Consider the following 17399-nt stretch of genomic DNA (forward strand, 5'->3'; position numbering starts at 1 on the left):
TAATCGTAAAAAGTAGCTAGTATTAAAAAAATAGCTATATTGTATTCCTTTTTGAAAAAAAATGGGTTTTAGAAATTAAATGTATAACGTTATATATGGACATTACAAAAGAAGATAAAATTATCCGCGCTTTTGAGAACAAAACATGGCAGGAAATTAAGGTTAAAGATTCATGGCAGATTTTTAAAGTCATGTCAGAATTTGTGGACGGGTTCGAGAAGTTGGCTAAAATTGGTCCCTGCGTATCCATATTTGGCTCGGCACGCACACCACGTGAACACAAATATTATCAAATGGCTGTAGATATCGCCGCACTACTAACGGAACGTGGCTACGGTATTATATCTGGAGGTGGCCCGGGGATTATGGAAGCAGCAAATAAAGGTGCTTATGAGTCTGGCGGAAAATCCGTGGGTTTGAATATCGAACTTCCATTTGAACAATTTCACAACAAATATATTGATCGCGATAAACTGCTTGAGTTCAAATACTTTTTTGTACGAAAAGTAATGTTTATGAAATACTCCCAAGGTTATATCGTTATGCCTGGTGGTTTCGGAACAATGGATGAACTCTTTGAAGCGATTACTTTAATTCAAACAGGTAAGATTGCCCGCTTCCCAATTGTATTGGTTGGTTCAGCGTACTGGAAGGGCCTTATAGACTGGGTGCAAGACACCATGCTTTCAAACAAATATATCAGTGAAGAAGATCTGAAACTTTTCCGTATTGTCGATACTGCTCAAGAAGCAGCAGATCATATCTTCCGTTTCTATGATAAGTATCTGTTAAAACCGAACTTCTAATCGCTATAACATTAAATAATACAAAAAAAAAGAGAGTATCTAAGCAATTGGATACTCTTTTTTGTGTATTCGTGCACTCGCCATCTATCCACAACCTTCCATCCTAATGAAAATCAGGGCTGCCCCGACATTGTTACTTTTTTTGTGCATTCATACGACTACTTCACTTCGTGTTTGTTTAACATAAGTAAGCGGCATTTTAGCCTTAAACATAAAGAAATATTCTAAATACAAAAGTTAAAAAAGTACACTTTATCTATTCGTTCAATGCGGCTAAACGGAGGTCCCACTTCCCCCCTACAGATATAGCACCTCTTAAGTACAGATAAAGCACAGATAAAGTACCATTTTGTTACAAAACAATATGTACTTTAGCAGTACTTTAAACGAGGTATTGAACTCCTGAAAACGGAGAAAATAGAAAAAAAGACACTTCTATTCATTTTAACTACTAGATAAGCACACCCGACACAATTAAGCCTAGATAGCTGTACAAAAAAGTAGCATCAAATCTTCTAATGAAGCGCAACAGCAGGTTGATTTATTGGAGAACAAAGGAGCGGGCTCCAGCAGTATGCCACAAAAAAAGGGCCTAAGCCCTTTTTATATATAAAGATATGGATAAGATATACCGTAGCTACTTTTAGAAAACGCCCCATATTTGTTTACTAATTCCGCCATTACAGTACGCATGTACTAAAGTAAGTCAAATTAACCCTTTAGAGAAAAAAACAAGGGGGACAAAAGGGGGACAAATTACAATAAATTGATATACAAACTATTACTGTTACACGATAAAATCACAAATAGTATGTTTTTAATAAAAATAACAGGATTCCATTTTAAATCAGAAGCGCTTTGCATCTACGAGATCAAAAACAGACGTGTCTTAGCATATAAAAAAGAAGACCTGAGGTTGGGAGCCCCAGGTCATAACTAACCAATTATTAACCTAAATTATGAAAAGTCTTTTTTTATTATTCTACACAAGGAATATTTCAACTATTAGACCAAAAAGAGTGTCGATTTTATATTTCACATTTTTTTAACACATTGCTGAGATTGATATGACGGATCTCCTCTTTCGGGCACTACAAACTATGATATTTAATATTATTGGAAGAGCTTTTCTGTGGTAATTTTGTCATAATCCATGTCAGCTTCAGCCGCGACAAGTCCAGCCGGATTTTGCGTCAGAAAATGCACCTTATTTGGATAGCGTTCAGCCATTTGCCTGACCAGCTCCATCATATAATGATTACTTGGATAAACTTTTACTTGGGTTTTGATATCTTCAAAATCTACATACTGGCCATATAGCTCAATATATCCCATACCGTAAAATCGGCCATTTTCAATGACAATACAGCTCTTTTCTTCTATACTCCGCCCCTTATCGACAAATACAAAAGATGGTCTTTGTTTCAACCATTCATCAATACAACGCTCGACACGTGTGTTATGCAATGCTTTGTCAGGCAAATCAGCTCGACTGACAGATTTAGCTGCCAAACTAGCAGTGCCAAAATGACAAAATTGAGCGCTAATCTCTCCTTCTTTCATAAAGGACTGTAATAATTGAATGGCATCGTATTCGCGTTGAAATAGCTGAATGCAATCTTGGATCCGATTCATTTTACCTATTGCCAAATGGAGATACCCGCTTTGATCCTCATAGCAAAACAAACCAAATTTTGGTTCATACCGTTTTAGTGCGCGATTATATTTGGGCCAAAGTCGTTTAATCTCCGCACATTCCAGTAGCAGGGACATCAGTTCTGTGCCACAGGACTCATAACTAATGTGATAGATCTCTTTTAAAAAATTTTGTCGCTGCGCCTGAATATTGTTACCTGTAAAGTGGGATAACACCCTTTTCTTGATATTGACCGCCTTCCCCACATAGACCACCTTTCCATCTTTATCATGAAAATAGTAAACACCGGCAGTATCGGGCAATTGCTCGAATTCCTTCCGATCTAGATGCGGCGGAAACCGCTGATCGATAGCCTTATGTTTGATCATTTCCTGAAACACCTGTGCTGTATCAAGCGCACGAAGATAAGCGAACAGAATCGCTGTTGCGTCGGCATCACCGCCTGCCCGGTGCCGATTTTCGATGGGTATATCGAGGTAATCGCACAAACGGCCCAAACTATAGGATAAAAGCCCTGGTTTGATCTTACGGGCATAGCGTACGGTACACAATTTAATGGAAGACCAGTCTATTCCAGCCTCCTGAAGCTGAAAGCGAACGAAGGAATAATCAAAATTGACGTTATGTGCAACAAAAACCCGATCTTTCAATAATGCATAAATTTCTGCTGCAACGTCCTCGAATAAAGGTGCATCCGCAACCATGTCATTATCGATACCGGTAAGCGCAAAAATAGAATTTGGAATTTCAACGCCTGGATTTACCAAAGTCTCCCAACGATGCAACACGCGATTACCGTCGTGTATAACGATTGCGATTTCAGTAATCCGACTGGATTTTGCATTACCCCCTGTGGTTTCTATATCCACAATGGCAAATTCTTGTTTTTTGCTCCGATTCATAGTCATTCCTAAAACAAATATACTAACATATTTAGTATATCTATGTATTTTAGCATTTATTTAACGAAAGAGCTTAAAGTAATGTTATATCGCAGAATAACTAAGATCAGCCTACTATCATTTGGTCAATTTTCAGCCATATTTGATAGGATAAGCAGTTTAAAAATAATGTTGATAAGATTTTGCTTATTTTGGATATACTTTTATATAACATATCAAATTATCATCAATGGAAATAGTACATAAAAACGACGAAAAACATGGCAGTTTTGAGGCAGTAGACGAAGGAAAATCAGCTGCACAAATGACATACACCTGGGCTGGACCAACAAAATTTATCATTGACCATACCGAAGTCAACGAAAACTATACGGGCAAGGGATTAGGCAAGCAACTACTAATGGCTGCAGTCGAATTTGCCCGAAAAGAAAATCTTAAAATCCTCCCCCTCTGCCCCTTTGCAAAGTCAGTGTTTGACAAAGAAGCAGCGTTGGCTGATGTGCTTTTTTAGCGTGATGGGAAAAATAAAAGCAGGTTGAATCTAACTGGAAAAAAATCCAACCTGCTTTTATCATTTAGATAAACCTTATTATTTTACCGAAGCTAATCCGGATACACCTGACTAAAATCTATTTACAAATTTAAAGATAAGATCTGCCGCCAGTTTTGCTGTACGGGCATCGATATCAAAATATGGATTTAACTCTGCAATATCCATGGATTTCATATTAGGCAGCCCCATAATAGCGCTGTACAAATCGAAAAATAGATCATCCGGAACAATGCCATTAAAGGCTAGCGCACTTACGCCGGGTGCGTACGGAGCCGCGAAAGCATCCAGGTCAACAGTTAAGTAGATATAATCAACCTCGCTGGCAAATGTTTCAATTTGATCCTTAATAGCATTGAGTTTACTTGGAACCAGGTCTTTGCGTTCAACAATCTGTGTACCTTTAGACTTTGCATAATTGATAAGTCCACTTGTATTACTGATCTCCTGTATACCTATCGCCATATAATGAAACGCTTGGTCCGTATCTTTTCGGTCCGCTTCGATCTGATAAAACCCGGTTCCTGAATTTCCCTTTCCCCCAGCAAGCGCACGCATATCCAAATGCGCATCTAGGTTGATCATACCAATCTTATGCCCACCGTCACGTAAATAGTCTTTTATTCCGAGATAATGGCCATAAGTTACCTCATGTCCACCACCCAAAACGATCGGAAATCCGCCAGCTTTAAGAATAGAGGACAAGGCATATCCTAGCGTTAATTGTGAAGATTCTAAATCACTATCTTTTAGAAAAATATCACCAGCATCTTTAAGTTTAAGTTTAGATGAAAAATGAACCGGAAGATTAGCAAGTACGTTTCTTATGGCACCAGGTCCATCCTTCGCGCCTATCCGCCCCTGGTTGCGGACGACACCTTCGTCACTGCAAAATCCCAGAAACACCACTGACTGACTCAAATCTGGATTGACCATCAGGTCAGTACATTCCATTAATTGATGCCAGCGCATCCAATCCCTTTGTTCGCCATCGATCCGTCCTTTCCAGACGGCTTGGTCCCCCGGGGTATATAAGTCCTGCTGGTTAAGTAAAAGGTTCATTCGTTTTCATTAAATAATTCATCAATAATATGGTCGTCCACAAGTTGTGCCCGGGTAACCTGTAACGTTGGATTACTTGCCATCGCACTATCCAAGGCTTGGTTTGCCTCTTTGTTACGCGCCCAGGCACGCCTGGCAATACCATTATTCACATCAAAGTACAACATTTTCTCCAGTTTACCATCTGCGGCTACCGAACCATCAAGCAACATTCCGAAACCACCATTGATTACTTCGCCCCAGCCAACACCGCCACCATTGTGAATGGAAACCCAGGTTGCACCCCGAAAACTATCACCGATCACATTATGTATCGCCATATCCGCGGTAAACTGACTTCCGTCGTAGATATTGCTCGTCTCCCGATAAGGGGAATCCGTTCCACTGACATCGTGATGATCTCGTCCCAATACAACTGGACCAGCAAGTTCTCCATTTCGAACGGCTTCGTTAAATGCTTTGGCAATAGCGATACGGCCATTAGAATCTGCATACAGGATACGGGCTTGCGATCCAACAACCAACTTGTTCCTTCCGGCCTCCTTGATCCATTGGATATTGTCCAACATTTGCTGTTGGATCTCTTTTGGCGCTATCGCCTGAAGCGATGTCAGTACATCCATCGCAAGTTGATCTGTTTTTTCCAGATCCGAAGGTTCTCCCGAAGTACACACCCAACGAAAAGGACCAAAACCATAGTCAAAGCACATGGGACCTAAAATATCCTGAACATAAGACGGATAGATGAATTTATCCCCATCCGAGTCCAATATTGCTGCCCCAGCGCGGCTACTTTCCAGCAGAAATGCATTGCCGTAATCGAAGAAATAGGTCCCTTTGGCAACGTGTTTATTAATGGCATCTACATGACGGACCAATGTTGTCTGTACAAATTGTTTAAATTTAACAGGATCAGCGGCCATCAGCGCATTGGATTCATCAAACGATAAACCCATCGGATAATAACCTCCTGACCAAGGATTATGGAGCGAAGTCTGATCCGATCCGACAGTCACATAAATATCCTCGCGGTCAAAGGCTTCCCAGACCTCCACAATATTGCCGATATAAGCAAAAGATATCGACTGCTTTTTATCCATCGCTACGCGAACCTGATCCACCAATTGGGCAATATCTTCCACCAATACATCTACCCAACCTTGCTCGTGTCTTTTTTTCGCGGCTGTTGGATTGACCTCAGCACAGACGGTAATGCAGCCAGCAATATTGCCTGCTTTCGGCTGTGCACCACTCATCCCCCCAAGGCCGGAGGTCAAAAACACTTTTCCTTGGATAGATTCTCCAACTGGAAGCTGCCGACGGAAGGCGTTCATGACCGTAATTGTTGTTCCGTGCACAATACCTTGTGGGCCAATGTACATATAGGAACCTGCAGTCATCTGCCCATATTGGGTGACACCCAGCGCATTGTACCGCTCCCAATCATCGGGTTTCGAATAATTCGGAATCATCATACCATTACTGACAACAACCCGGGGCGCATGTTCCGAAGACGGAAATAAGCCCATTGGATGACCACTGTACATATGCAAGGTCTGTTCATCTGTCATCCGGGAAAGATAGTGCATCGTCAGGCGGTATTGTGCCCAATTTTGAAATACAGCACCATTACCACCATAAGTAATCAGCTCATGGGGATGTTGGGCAACAGCAGGATCCAAGTTATTCTGAATCATCAGCATAATGGCTGCTGCTTGTTTACTTTTTGCCGGGTAGGCTGCTATCGGACGGGCGTACATTTCATAAGTTGGTCTAAAACGATACATATAGATCCTCCCATACGCTCTTAATTCGTCCAAAAACTCTGGCGCTAATTCCGCATGCCATGATTTTGGAAAATAACGCAGGGCATTTCTGAGCGCAAGCTTTTCCTCTTTTTTCGAAAGAATATCTTTGCGTCGCGGTGCATGACTTACAGTCAGATCACGCGCTATCTTTGGGGGCAGCTGCGAAGGAATTCCTTCGGCCACTACACGACTAAATACATTGTCCATCATCGTTCAATTGAAATCACTTCTCTACCATTTTTCCAGACAGCCGAAGGCTGCATACTTCCTTGATAATAAGTGATATTTTGATAATTATCGGTCTGAAATAAACTAAAATCTGCTCGCATTCCCTTAACCAGCTTGCCCCGATCATGCAGATTCAGGGCATGTGCTGCCCGGAAGGTCAATGCTGACAAAACCTCCGCGTTGCTGAGCTTTTCCATTGTTGCCAATATACAGGCACTGGTCAGCAATTGGCCGATCGGTGCAGAACCCGGATTCCAGTCACTTGCGATTGCTAAACTTGCACCAGCGTCCAACAGTTTACGTGCTGGTGTGAATGCACAGCCAATACCGATAGACGCCGCAGGCAATGCCACTGCAACGGTATCTGAATGCGCCAAAAGTTCAATTTCTAATGCTGTGGATGCTTCAAGATGATCGGCTGATCGTGCGCCTAATTCCACTGCGACTTGACTTCCGGAGGTACTGAACTGATCCGCATGGACCGTCACATCGAAGCCCATTTCTTTGGCCCGTTGCAAATACGGTCTGATTGTTTGGGCGTCAAATGCTGTTTTCTCAATAAAAGCATCCACGCGGTTAGCCAGCTGTTGCGCCTTCAATTCGGGGAAGAGCGTTGCCTCCATCAGATCAAGGTAATCTTTTGCCGACCCCTTATAGTCCCTAGGCAGCATATGTGCTGCTAGACAAGTCGGTATTAAATCCGCAGCAGTCTGGTTATTTGCCCTCTTAATAGCGCGTAAAATCTTAAGTTCTTCTTCAACTTGAAGACCATAACCACTTTTAACTTCGATGGTTGTAATACCTTGACGCAATAGAAAATTAGCGCGATCGATGGTGAGTTGAACCAATTCATCTTCTGTACTGGCCCTTGTGTGGGATACTGTACTCCAAATTCCACCACCGGATTCCGCAATTTCCAGATAGGAAGAGCCTGCGTTACGAAGCGCAAAATCATTTGCCCGCTGCCCTGCATAGCTAATGTGGGTATGGCAATCCACGAAGCCTGGTAAAGCAACCTGATCACCTTCAAGATGGATGATGGTACCTCTTTCCTGCCATTGTTGACATAAAAGGTCAAAATCACCTATTTCTTGAATGATTTCGCCTTCAATCAAAATGCCAGCATGATCTATAATCTGTAATTCGGCATCCTTTATAGCACCTTTCAATGAAATATGATCCATTGTCAATAATTGCCTGAAAGGACCTATAAGTTTTAACTCTTTTTCCATGATATGCCAATCTAAAATGTATCAAAACGTTCTACCAGCGCGGCTTCAACATCTTGCTTCGGATTAGTCTGCTGACGTAGGGTAATCAGTTCGCCCGATTTGACCAATTCCAATGCATTCGTTAACAAAGCTTCCATTGGCTGATCGGATTCAATATGTGGAATAAACTGCCGGATGCGTTCATGAACCGCTTCCAATGCCGGAGTAGACCGCAGCGGGTGATGATAATCCTTCGCCTGTGCTGCGCATAACAATTCAATACTTAGTATTTTATCCACGTTATCTATGACCTGAAGCAGCTTCCTACCCGATATAGATCCCATACTCACATGATCTTCTTGTCCCAGTGATGTTGGGATACTATCCGCACTTGCTGGAAAACACAAACCCTTATTCTCACTTGCAATAGCAGCTGTGCTATATTGAAGAATCATAAAACCAGAATTAAGCCCTGTCGATTTCATCAACAACTTAGGCACGCCATTGGTTTGCCCCTCCAGGGATAAATACACCCTCCGATCTGATATATTACCTATTTCCGATACAGCAAGTGTGGCATAATCCAAAGGTAAAGCAATAGACTGTCCATGGAAACTACCACCACTGATCGTTAATTCATCGTTTATAACAACAGGATTATCTGTTACCGAGTTGATTTCAACCTCGATCGTGTCCTTTAAGTGAAGCCATGCATTACGTGAAGCACCATGCACCTGTGGGATACAACGTAAAGAATACGGATCTTGAACACGCGAACAATCTTTATGACTTTCTAAAATAGCTGACCCATAAAGTAAGGAATGGATATTTGAAGCAACATAGCGATTGCCAGCATGTGGACGCAGTTGATGTAATTCGGAAAAGAAAGGTTTAATGGATCCATTCAGTCCCTCGATCATCAATGCGGCAATAATATCTGCATTTTGAAGTACTCTTTTGAACTCGCTAACAGCTTTCACACCATGAGCCGCCATAAATTGCGTCCCATTGATCAAGGCTAAACCCTCCTTAGCGCCTAACTGAATAGGCTTGAGGCCATGTTGCGCTAAAATAGTCTCCGTCGCATAAATCTCGCCCTTGACATTCACTTTTCCAAGCCCGATCAGAGGCAGGAAAAGATGGGACAATGGTGCCAGATCTCCTGACGCACCAACTGAGCCCTGTTTGGGTACAACGGGAATAATATCCTCTTCGATGTGCCATATAATACGTTCTAATGTACTGTACTGAACACCTGAGAACCCTTTGGCTAGGGCGTGTACTTTTAATATAAGCATGAGTTTGGCCAAATCATTTGCGATGGGCTCACCCATCCCAACAGCATGGCTCTTCAGGATGTTTTCCTGCAATACCTGCGTCTGATCCGCATCGATCAGTGTCGTGCAAAGCGGCCCAAACCCCGTATTGATACCGTAAACCACCTGTCCGCGTTCGACAATCTGACGTACATAGGCTGCACTCCGATCGATATCGGCCTTCACCTGTGCCGAGATCTCTCCTTTGACTTCCCCTTTTGCTATTGCCAAGGCAATGGAACTTGTTAAGTGTCCACTGCCATATAAAAATTTTTCCATTATTATAAAGCTTTTATCAAATTTAGCCGCTATATTTAATAATCAGAAATACCATTTTTATCATCAATTGATAACCATGAATTATCAAATAGAACTTAGACATCTTCTTTATTTTAAAGTATTAGCCGAAGAGCTCCATTTCAGAAAAGCTGCTGAACGGCTGTTCATAGCCCAACCGGGACTGAGCAGACAGATCAAGCAGCTGGAAGAAAACTACCAGGTAACGCTATTTGAACGTAATAAAAGAAATGTCTCTTTGACGGAAGCCGGAGCTTATCTATTTGACGAGGTTAAAGAACTGTTTAGGCATATGGATCAGATTGAAACCCAACTCCAGAGTTTGGCCAATGGGAAGATCAGCACCTTAAAGTTGGGCTTTATAGGCTCGGCAGTACAAACAATATTACCTCAGTTGTTGGTCACCCTCAAACAAAAGCAACCCGACATCGAACTATCACTACACGAACTTGCCAATGAAACACAATTGGACCTCATTCAAAAAAAGGAACTTGACTTTGGTTTTGTGCGTCTTACCGCAACACCGATAGGATTGCATAGCCTTCCTATCCATACGGAACATTTCAGTCTGGTACTGCCAAACAATCATCCCATGTTAGAACAGGAGAAACCTGATCTATATCAATTGAAGAACGAATCTTTTATTCTGTTTTCCAAAAATTACAGTCATTCCTATTATGATTTGGTCATGAGTATTTTTCAGGATCATCAATTTACACCAAAAGTTACGCTCCGTACAGTAAATGCATTAACCATATTTAATATGGTGGCACAGGGACTCGGGGTCGCCATTGTACCGGCATCTTTAAAAAATGGTTATCAGGTTGATGTGCGTTTTCTTGAACTGGATAGCTTGGCACAGCGAACCACTTTATCGTTGGTATGGAATGCCGAAAACCGTAACCCAGGGATACCCTTCGTTTTGGATATTATTGCTTCTCAGGGCCCGAAAGGCCTCACTACGGAAACGTAGACCTTTTTTATCGTAGAAATATTTGATATATTTACTTGACTATACATTTAAAAAAACAAATTATGATTTTAGAAGTAGCCGTACTACAAATTATCGAGGGACAACAGTCTAATTTCGAACGTGATTATAAGACTGCTTGCCAGTACATTAGCGCTAGCGAGGGATACATCACACATTCACTCCGCAAATGCCTTGAAAAGGATAATCAGTATATTCTATTGGTTGAATGGGAAACTTTAGAGGACCATACAGTAGGCTTCAGAGAATCTCAATTGTTTAAGGAATGGGAAAAATTATTACATCACTATTATGACCCCTTCCCGACAGTGGAACATTATGAAGTGTTAAAATAGTTTTTTCATCCATCTTTTTCAATAATATCTACTACCTTTGTAGGAATTATAAATTCAACTTTTAACCCCTGTAAAGTCTCGGACTTTATGGCTATATACAGAATACGATGTATACAAAAGAAAAAGCTAAAGTAAACAGTTTCACGGTAGACCATACCAAATTGAAACAAGGGATATATGCCAAAGCTTCCAATACCAACAGTAGTGCAATTGAAAGCTATACGACTTACGATATCCGCATGATCAGACCGAATTCGCCGGAACGCATGTTATCTCCGGAGATAATGCACACCTTGGAGCATTGTTTTGCGACAGAAATTCGAACAATTTTGGGCGATGAAGTTATCTATGTTGGTCCAATGGGATGCTGCACCGGGTTTTATGTGGTTTTAGCTGGTACAGACAGAAGCCCTCAGGCTGTTTCTGAATTGATGAAAGAAGTCCTGGAAACAATCTTGACCGAAGGCTATGAAGTTCCTTTCCAAAACCCGATCAGCTGTGGTAACTATACGTTCATGGATTTCCCTTCATCTAAACAAGCCTGTGTCAATTTCTTGCATTTGATCAATGCTGGAGAGCTCGCTTTCGAATACCCTTATATTGAAGAAAATTAAATGATTCTTAACAAAGAGATTGAAACAATCATTCTGGTAGCAAATAAAAATGAATTATCTTTTACTACCGAAAATAAATCAACCTTCATCTATGAAATAGGTGTTGGAAAAGTAAACGCAGTATTGTCACTGGCAATGCTCTATGAAGACATCAAAGCACTGGGCATCAACCCTGTGCTACTGAATGTCGGTACAATAGGATGCACAAGACATCCAATCGGGCATGTATTGTATCCGAACTACTATGCACAGGGTGATGCTTATACAGATGGATTCTTTTTAGAAAATACACTTTTCCTAAAAGGGCAAGGAACAATCGAATCGGTTTCTCTTGACGAATTTAACTACGAGGAAGCACTCCTGACTTCTGATCGTTTTATCAATGTCAATACGGCCTTCTATCAAGATATCAAACACCTGAACCCATTGGCCTTTGATATGGAATCCTATGCGCTGGCAAATTTCTGCATGCTAAAAAATTTACCTTTTCACAGTATTAAGATCGTTTCAGATAACTGTGATGGTACAGTAAAAGATTGGGAAAGTATCCTTGGTGAAATTTCCGGACGATTAGGGACGATCCTCGATGAGTTTATGAGTGACCGACTGGTCAAAGAAAAAATAGACATCCCCAGTCTTTAAGAAGATTGGATACCTTATAAAAGGGCCTGTGGCGTAAGCTACAGGCTTTTTTTTGTAAGAGCTATCCTCCACTTACATCTAAATATAAACAGTACCCAGCCTTCCACTAAATTTTCTATTTAAGTTTAATAAAAAATCATCTATAGGTTTTATTTGAATTAATCAAAACGATTTTGCGCCAGGGTTTGTTCAATTATGTAGATATGCACCCATCGTTATATTCATTATAACTCTTCTACACTGCAAATAAATCGATCTAATATTTTTATGAAGAATAAAAAGAAAATAATAATTTCAAATAGACTGCCGATACAAATAGAACGAAAAAAAGAAAAACTTATCATCAAACCGAGCGCTGGTGGTTTGGCGACGGGCTTAAATTCAGCCTTTGACCCAACTGAAATCCTCTGGGTTGGCTGGCCGGGAATCGTCCCTAAAGATGACCGTGAAAAGGAGAAAATCATCGCATTGCTTGAACCGATGAACCTACTCCCCGTCTTTTTATCAAAAGAGGAAATCCGCAACTTCTATGAAGGGTACTCGAATGAAGTCCTCTGGCCAATATGCCATTATCAACCCAGCTATATCCACTTTGATCGGGAATACTGGTCAACTTATGTTACTGTCAATAAAAAATTCTGTGATGCCGCGCTATCAGCACAACAATCTCCCGATTTTATTTGGGTACAAGATTATCAGCTCATGTTGCTACCACAATTATTACGTCAAGAAAATCAGGAACTCAATATTGGCTATTTTCATCATATCCCCTTTCCGTCAGAGGAGCTATTCATGAATATTCCCCAACGGAAGGAGCTTATCGAAGGTTTACTGGGAGCTGATCTTGTTGGATTTCACACCTTTGCAGATAGTCAGAATTTTCTTAACGCCTGTAAGAAAGTATTACACGTACCTTGCGGTCATAATCAGCTCAAATACAGAGATAGACATATATTTGTCGAATCCTTTCCGATGGGAATAGACTACGACAAGTTTGCCCACACCAGTTCCCTCCCCCAGGTTAACGCCATCGCTACCCAATTTCGCAGTCATTTTCCAGATCAAAAAATAATAATATCTGTAGATCGGCTCGACTATAGCAAGGGCATATTGGAAAGACTGCGCGCTTTTCTCACCTTCCTTGAAAAATATCCGGAATGGCATTCAAAAGTAGTACTGTATATGCTTATTGTTCCTTCCAGGGATAAGGTGTCCCAATATAAAAAACTGAAAGATGAAATCAACCGAAAAGTAAGCGAGATCAATTCAATTTATGGTAATCTGAGCTGGACTCCCGTACTCTATTTTTATAAATCCCTTCCGTTTGAAGAACTCGTAGGACTCTATGTTGCATCCGATATTTGCATGATTACTTCTACAAGGGATGGAATGAATCTTGTTAGCAAGGAATATATTGCCTCCAAGACCAGCTCTGATGGCGTATTGATCCTGAGTGAATTTGCCGGTGCTTCGAAGGAACTTGTAGATGCACTTATTGTCAATCCCTACAACCGAGCGGAAACTGCGGAGAGTATCCATTACGCGCTTAGAATGCCACCAGATGAAATTCGCGAGCGTACGGAAGCGAATCGCCAGATTATACAGAAATTTAATGTACAACACTGGGTTCGTCTCTTTTTAAACCGTATGGCAGAAACGAAAGCCATACAACGTGATGAATGGGCCCGACGGATTTCGGATAAGGTTTTTAACAGTATAGCTGAACGTTACAGACAAAGCCACAACAGGTTATTCTTTTTGGATTATGATGGCACCCTGGTCAAATTTCAAAATCATGCGCAAAAGGCTAGCCCAACCGTTCTTTTGTACAATCTCCTGGATAGTATTATAGCTGATCCGCTCAATACCCTAGTTATCATCAGCGGGCGCTCGCAGGAAAGTCTGTCCTCTTGGTTTGATGGACGCTCCTACTATTTGGTCGCTGAACATGGGATCTGGTCTAATTTCCCCAATTTTAACTGGGCTTATAAAAAGGGCTTAGCCCTACACTGGATGCCCGAAGTCAAAAAGCTCATGGAAAAGTTGGCTGATCAGACACCCGGTGCTTATATAGAGGCTAAACCATATTCCTTGGCCTGGCATTACCGTAAAGTGGAACAGGGACTTGGAGAACTCAAAGCGGCAGAACTGAAGGAAATTTTAAATCCCATGTTGAATGACTATGGATTACAGCTCCTTGATGGAAATGCCGTTATTGAAGTAAAAAATACCGAAGTCAATAAAGGGAAAGCTGCGCTAGAGATCGCGGGACATATTAAGGCCGATTTCTTATTGGCTATCGGTGATGATGTCACCGATGAAGATCTTTTCAAATACCTGCCCCGCTCAACCATAAGCATCAAGGTTGGCAGCAATAAATCCGCTGCAAAATACTATTTGGATCAACAGGAAGATGTGCTTCAATTTTTAAATCAACTTATTATAAAATCATGAAGGAAAATACGGCAACAAACAGACATATATATCAAGCAGGGATCATTGGTAACTGCTCCTATATAGCCCATGTAGACATCCACAGCAATATCTCCTGGTTGTGTTGGCCCTCCTTTGAGGATAGTTTTGTTTTTGGGGGCCTAATCGATAAAAACCAAGGGGGCCGCTTTGCCATAAAACCGGAAGAGGAAATTGTGGAAACGAAACAATATTACATCAAAAACTCAAATATCCTCTGTACAGAAATCCATACGGAATCTTTTGCCTATCGCATTACAGATTTCGCACCCCGGTTCGAACAATTTGGACGATATTTCAAACCGCTGATGTTGATCCGGAAAATAGAACCGCTACGCGGTGCCCCTAGTGTCAATATTCAATGTCAACCAACCGGAAATTATGGCCGCAATATGCTAAAAGCTACACGGGGAAGCAACCATATTCTCTATAGCAGTGCTGATATCGGTGAACGCATCCGCCTAACGACAGATGTGCCGATATCCCATTTTTTCCAACAGGACAGCTGGACGATCATCAGCGAGAATAAATATCTTATATTGACTTATGACGCCGCTTTTGAATCCGCAATTGCAAGCACTTGTGAAGATTTCCTGCATAAAACACTAAGCTACTGGCAACGCTGGATTAAGCGATGCAGTATCCCCAATATATACCAAAAAGAAGTGATTCGTTCGGCCCTGGTACTCAAACTACACCAATATGAAGATACCGGAGCTATTATTGCTGCATCGACCACAAGCTTGCCCGAATTTCCGGACTCAGGAAGAAATTGGGATTATCGCTACTGCTGGGTACGTGACAGCTATTATGTGTTGACCGCGTTAGCACATATTGGCCAGTTTGAAGAAATGGAAAGTTTTGCTAATTATATCGCCGGTATTACACATCACAATCCCGGCCGACTTCAGCCCCTATATGGCATACTGGGGACCTCCGAATTAACAGAGCATATTCTACCCTATCTAAAAGGATATCAGGATAGCGGCCCCGTTCGCATCGGCAATCAAGCATTCGAACATATCCAAAACGATGTATATGGACAGGCAATGATAGCCTTACTCCCACTGTTTACAGATCAACGTTTCAAAATCCACGAGAACAAAAATGTACTGGGTTGGGTAAACTTTATCCTGGAGAAAATAGAAGCAACGATCGACGAGAAAGATGCCGGAATTTGGGAATTTCGAAATTTTGCCAACCACCACTGTTATTCCAACCTTTTCCAATGGGTTGGCTGCAAGGCAGCCCTGCTTATCGCCCGCCAAAATGGTTATCAGGATATGGAACAGCGGGCCACTGTCCTGCTCGAAAAGGCCGCCGCCTATATCGAAGCCTGTTACGACGAAGAAAGAAAAGTTTATCAAAATGCATTGGACAGTCAGAATTTGGATGCAAGCACGCTACAGCTGATTGTCATGGATTACCTAGATCCTAAATCAGACCGGGCCCGACAGCATCTTCAAATGCTTGAAAAAGAACTTAAAGGTGAAAATGGACTGTTTTATCGGTACAAGCACCAAGATGATTTTGGCAAACCCAAATCTACCTTTTTGGTCTGTGCATTCTGGTATGTAGAAGCTTTGGCCTGCGTTGGAAGAGTTGAAGAAGCAAAAGAAATACTGGAAAAGCTGTTAACTTACAGTAACCATCTGGGCTTATTCAGTGAGGATGTTACAGAAGATAATGGTAGCCAATGGGGCAATTTTCCACAGGCCTATAGCCACGTAGGATTGATGAACGCTGTATATCGCCTCGCCATTAAATTGGACAAACCCATCTTTTCATTATAACGCACAAAAAATGCGGTCAAATAATACTGACCGCATTCTCTTTATTATATGTAAGTTTACAATTAATCGAATGCTTACATTTTATTTAACCAATCTTCTACCTCTTCTTTTGTCTTACCGGTTTTTTGTTGCAACTTACCCAACAACTCATCTTCTTTACCTTCTGCATATAACAAATCATCATCGGTCAAATCAGCATATTGTTGCTTTACTTTTCCTTTTAACTCGTTCCAACGTCCTTTCCATGTTAAATTACTCATAATACTTCTTTTTTAGTTTAAAAATGAATTGATATATTCTATTATATTAAAGATTTTTATATCAGCGTTTGTTTATATTCATCGAAATGTTCACATATCTCTTCCATTCCGATACTTTTACCCATTAGATCAATAAAGCGGTTTTTATATAGTGAAAAAATATACAAACCTGTAGCAATATTTCCGATCACAAATATGCCTTCAAGTTCGTTGCTTCTAACGATCTTATCCTTCAGGTGGCATTCCTTCAGCAATGGAATGTTGTAGGAAGACCATTTTCCCATTCGATCTCTAAGTATCAATCCGATGTCTTTTGTTTTCACCATTGTTATTGTCTTTTCTATTTTTAGAACAGTTGTCAAAGATCAAATGTTTCAAAAATTCAACGCAAAAAAACAGAACAAGTGTTTACTGTGAAGACCACCGTATTTATACGTCCGCTGAGCTGTTGACTA

At 41.1% G+C, this 17399-nt stretch carries 15 protein-coding genes; 8 read left to right on the forward strand and 7 right to left on the reverse strand.

Features of this window, described 5'->3' with window-relative positions; genetic code table 11:
• The first annotated feature begins 101 nt into the window (after positions 1-101).
• Positions 102-806, forward strand: coding sequence for a TIGR00730 family Rossman fold protein (locus tag ACK8HY_RS20985; RefSeq protein ID WP_175992021.1), 705 nt, complete (start codon positions 102-104; stop codon positions 804-806).
• 1113 nt (positions 807-1919) lie between these two features.
• Here ACK8HY_RS20985 and ACK8HY_RS20990 read toward each other — a convergent pair.
• The gene (locus ACK8HY_RS20990; protein WP_416134707.1) at positions 1920-3371 is read right to left on the reverse strand and encodes an exonuclease domain-containing protein; all 1452 of its coding nucleotides are present in this window, start codon (positions 3369-3371) and stop codon (positions 1920-1922) included.
• Between the two features lie 223 nt (positions 3372-3594).
• Here ACK8HY_RS20990 and ACK8HY_RS20995 point away from each other — a divergent pair, with 223 nt between their 5' ends.
• Positions 3595-3876: a GNAT family N-acetyltransferase gene (locus ACK8HY_RS20995; protein WP_077434066.1), complete on the forward strand. Its 282-nt coding sequence runs from the start codon at positions 3595-3597 to the stop codon at positions 3874-3876.
• Positions 3877-3987: 111 nt separating this feature from the next.
• On the opposite strand, the gene hutG is transcribed toward ACK8HY_RS20995, so the two are convergent.
• Genes hutG through hutH form a run of 4 tightly spaced genes read right to left on the reverse strand, consistent with a single transcriptional unit; the run spans position 3988 to position 9819 of the window.
• Positions 3988-4977, reverse strand: coding sequence for a formimidoylglutamase (gene hutG / locus ACK8HY_RS21000; RefSeq protein WP_416134708.1), 990 nt, complete (start codon positions 4975-4977; stop codon positions 3988-3990).
• On the reverse strand, positions 4974-6995 hold the full coding sequence (locus ACK8HY_RS21005; protein ID WP_416134709.1) for a urocanate hydratase: 2022 nt from the start codon (positions 6993-6995) through the stop codon (positions 4974-4976). Before ACK8HY_RS21005 ends, hutG begins: the two co-directional genes overlap by 4 nt.
• Entirely contained in the window at positions 6992-8245 is a 1254-nt protein-coding gene (hutI, locus tag ACK8HY_RS21010; protein WP_416134710.1) for an imidazolonepropionase, read from the reverse strand. Before hutI ends, ACK8HY_RS21005 begins: the two co-directional genes overlap by 4 nt.
• An 11-nt stretch (positions 8246-8256) precedes the next feature.
• On the reverse strand, positions 8257-9819 hold the full coding sequence (hutH, locus tag ACK8HY_RS21015) for a histidine ammonia-lyase (RefSeq protein WP_416134711.1): 1563 nt from the start codon (positions 9817-9819) through the stop codon (positions 8257-8259).
• A 76-nt stretch (positions 9820-9895) separates the two neighbouring features.
• Here hutH and ACK8HY_RS21020 point away from each other — a divergent pair, with 76 nt between their 5' ends.
• The 6 genes from ACK8HY_RS21020 to ACK8HY_RS21045 all read left to right on the forward strand — a co-directional run bounded on the left by ACK8HY_RS21020 (position 9896) and on the right by ACK8HY_RS21045 (position 16684).
• Complete coding sequence (locus tag ACK8HY_RS21020; protein ID WP_416134712.1) at positions 9896-10810, forward strand: LysR family transcriptional regulator; 915 nt, start codon at positions 9896-9898, stop codon at positions 10808-10810.
• 62 nt (positions 10811-10872) lie between these two features.
• Positions 10873-11163, forward strand: coding sequence for an antibiotic biosynthesis monooxygenase family protein (locus ACK8HY_RS21025; RefSeq protein ID WP_416134713.1), 291 nt, complete (start codon positions 10873-10875; stop codon positions 11161-11163).
• Positions 11164-11270: 107 nt separating this feature from the next.
• Entirely contained in the window at positions 11271-11777 is a 507-nt protein-coding gene (locus ACK8HY_RS21030; protein WP_416134714.1) for an S-ribosylhomocysteine lyase, read from the forward strand.
• Complete coding sequence (locus ACK8HY_RS21035; protein ID WP_416134715.1) at positions 11778-12419, forward strand: hypothetical protein; 642 nt, start codon at positions 11778-11780, stop codon at positions 12417-12419.
• 267 nt (positions 12420-12686) lie between these two features.
• Positions 12687-14873, forward strand: coding sequence for a bifunctional alpha,alpha-trehalose-phosphate synthase (UDP-forming)/trehalose-phosphatase (locus ACK8HY_RS21040; protein ID WP_416134716.1), 2187 nt, complete (start codon positions 12687-12689; stop codon positions 14871-14873).
• Positions 14870-16684, forward strand: coding sequence for a glycoside hydrolase family 15 protein (locus ACK8HY_RS21045; RefSeq protein WP_077434087.1), 1815 nt, complete (start codon positions 14870-14872; stop codon positions 16682-16684). The genes ACK8HY_RS21040 and ACK8HY_RS21045 overlap by 4 nt, the downstream gene beginning before the upstream one ends.
• A gap of 74 nt (positions 16685-16758) precedes the next feature.
• On the opposite strand, the gene ACK8HY_RS21050 is transcribed toward ACK8HY_RS21045, so the two are convergent.
• Together ACK8HY_RS21050 and ACK8HY_RS21055 are read right to left on the reverse strand one after the other, a co-directional pair.
• Positions 16759-16944: a CsbD family protein gene (locus ACK8HY_RS21050; RefSeq protein ID WP_077434089.1), complete on the reverse strand. Its 186-nt coding sequence runs from the start codon at positions 16942-16944 to the stop codon at positions 16759-16761.
• A gap of 56 nt (positions 16945-17000) precedes the next feature.
• On the reverse strand, positions 17001-17270 hold the full coding sequence (locus ACK8HY_RS21055) for a hypothetical protein (protein ID WP_077434091.1): 270 nt from the start codon (positions 17268-17270) through the stop codon (positions 17001-17003).
• Positions 17271-17399 lie beyond the last annotated feature (129 nt).

Source organism: Sphingobacterium sp. NGMCC 1.201703, from assembly GCF_047784615.1.
GTDB lineage: Bacteria > Bacteroidota > Bacteroidia > Sphingobacteriales > Sphingobacteriaceae > Sphingobacterium.

Excerpts from the sequence above, each read along its gene's own strand:
- ACK8HY_RS21035 (WP_416134715.1), top strand. The coding sequence starts at position 11,778 with ATGATTCTTAACAAAGAGATTGAAACAATCATTCTGGTAGCAAATAAA.
- hutI (WP_416134710.1), bottom strand. The coding sequence starts at position 8,245 with ATGGAAAAAGAGTTAAAACTTATAGGTCCTTTCAGGCAATTATTGACA.
- ACK8HY_RS21005 (WP_416134709.1), bottom strand. The coding sequence starts at position 6,995 with ATGATGGACAATGTATTTAGTCGTGTAGTGGCCGAAGGAATTCCTTCG.
- ACK8HY_RS21040 (WP_416134716.1), top strand. The coding sequence starts at position 12,687 with ATGAAGAATAAAAAGAAAATAATAATTTCAAATAGACTGCCGATACAA.
- ACK8HY_RS21025 (WP_416134713.1), top strand. The coding sequence starts at position 10,873 with ATGATTTTAGAAGTAGCCGTACTACAAATTATCGAGGGACAACAGTCT.
- ACK8HY_RS21050 (WP_077434089.1), bottom strand. The coding sequence starts at position 16,944 with ATGAGTAATTTAACATGGAAAGGACGTTGGAACGAGTTAAAAGGAAAA.
- ACK8HY_RS21045 (WP_077434087.1), top strand. The coding sequence starts at position 14,870 with ATGAAGGAAAATACGGCAACAAACAGACATATATATCAAGCAGGGATC.
- hutG (WP_416134708.1), bottom strand. The coding sequence starts at position 4,977 with ATGAACCTTTTACTTAACCAGCAGGACTTATATACCCCGGGGGACCAA.
- ACK8HY_RS21020 (WP_416134712.1), top strand. The coding sequence starts at position 9,896 with ATGAATTATCAAATAGAACTTAGACATCTTCTTTATTTTAAAGTATTA.
- ACK8HY_RS20995 (WP_077434066.1), top strand. The coding sequence starts at position 3,595 with ATGGAAATAGTACATAAAAACGACGAAAAACATGGCAGTTTTGAGGCA.
- hutH (WP_416134711.1), bottom strand. The coding sequence starts at position 9,819 with ATGGAAAAATTTTTATATGGCAGTGGACACTTAACAAGTTCCATTGCC.
- ACK8HY_RS20990 (WP_416134707.1), bottom strand. The coding sequence starts at position 3,371 with ATGACTATGAATCGGAGCAAAAAACAAGAATTTGCCATTGTGGATATA.
- ACK8HY_RS21030 (WP_416134714.1), top strand. The coding sequence starts at position 11,271 with ATGTATACAAAAGAAAAAGCTAAAGTAAACAGTTTCACGGTAGACCAT.
- ACK8HY_RS21055 (WP_077434091.1), bottom strand. The coding sequence starts at position 17,270 with ATGGTGAAAACAAAAGACATCGGATTGATACTTAGAGATCGAATGGGA.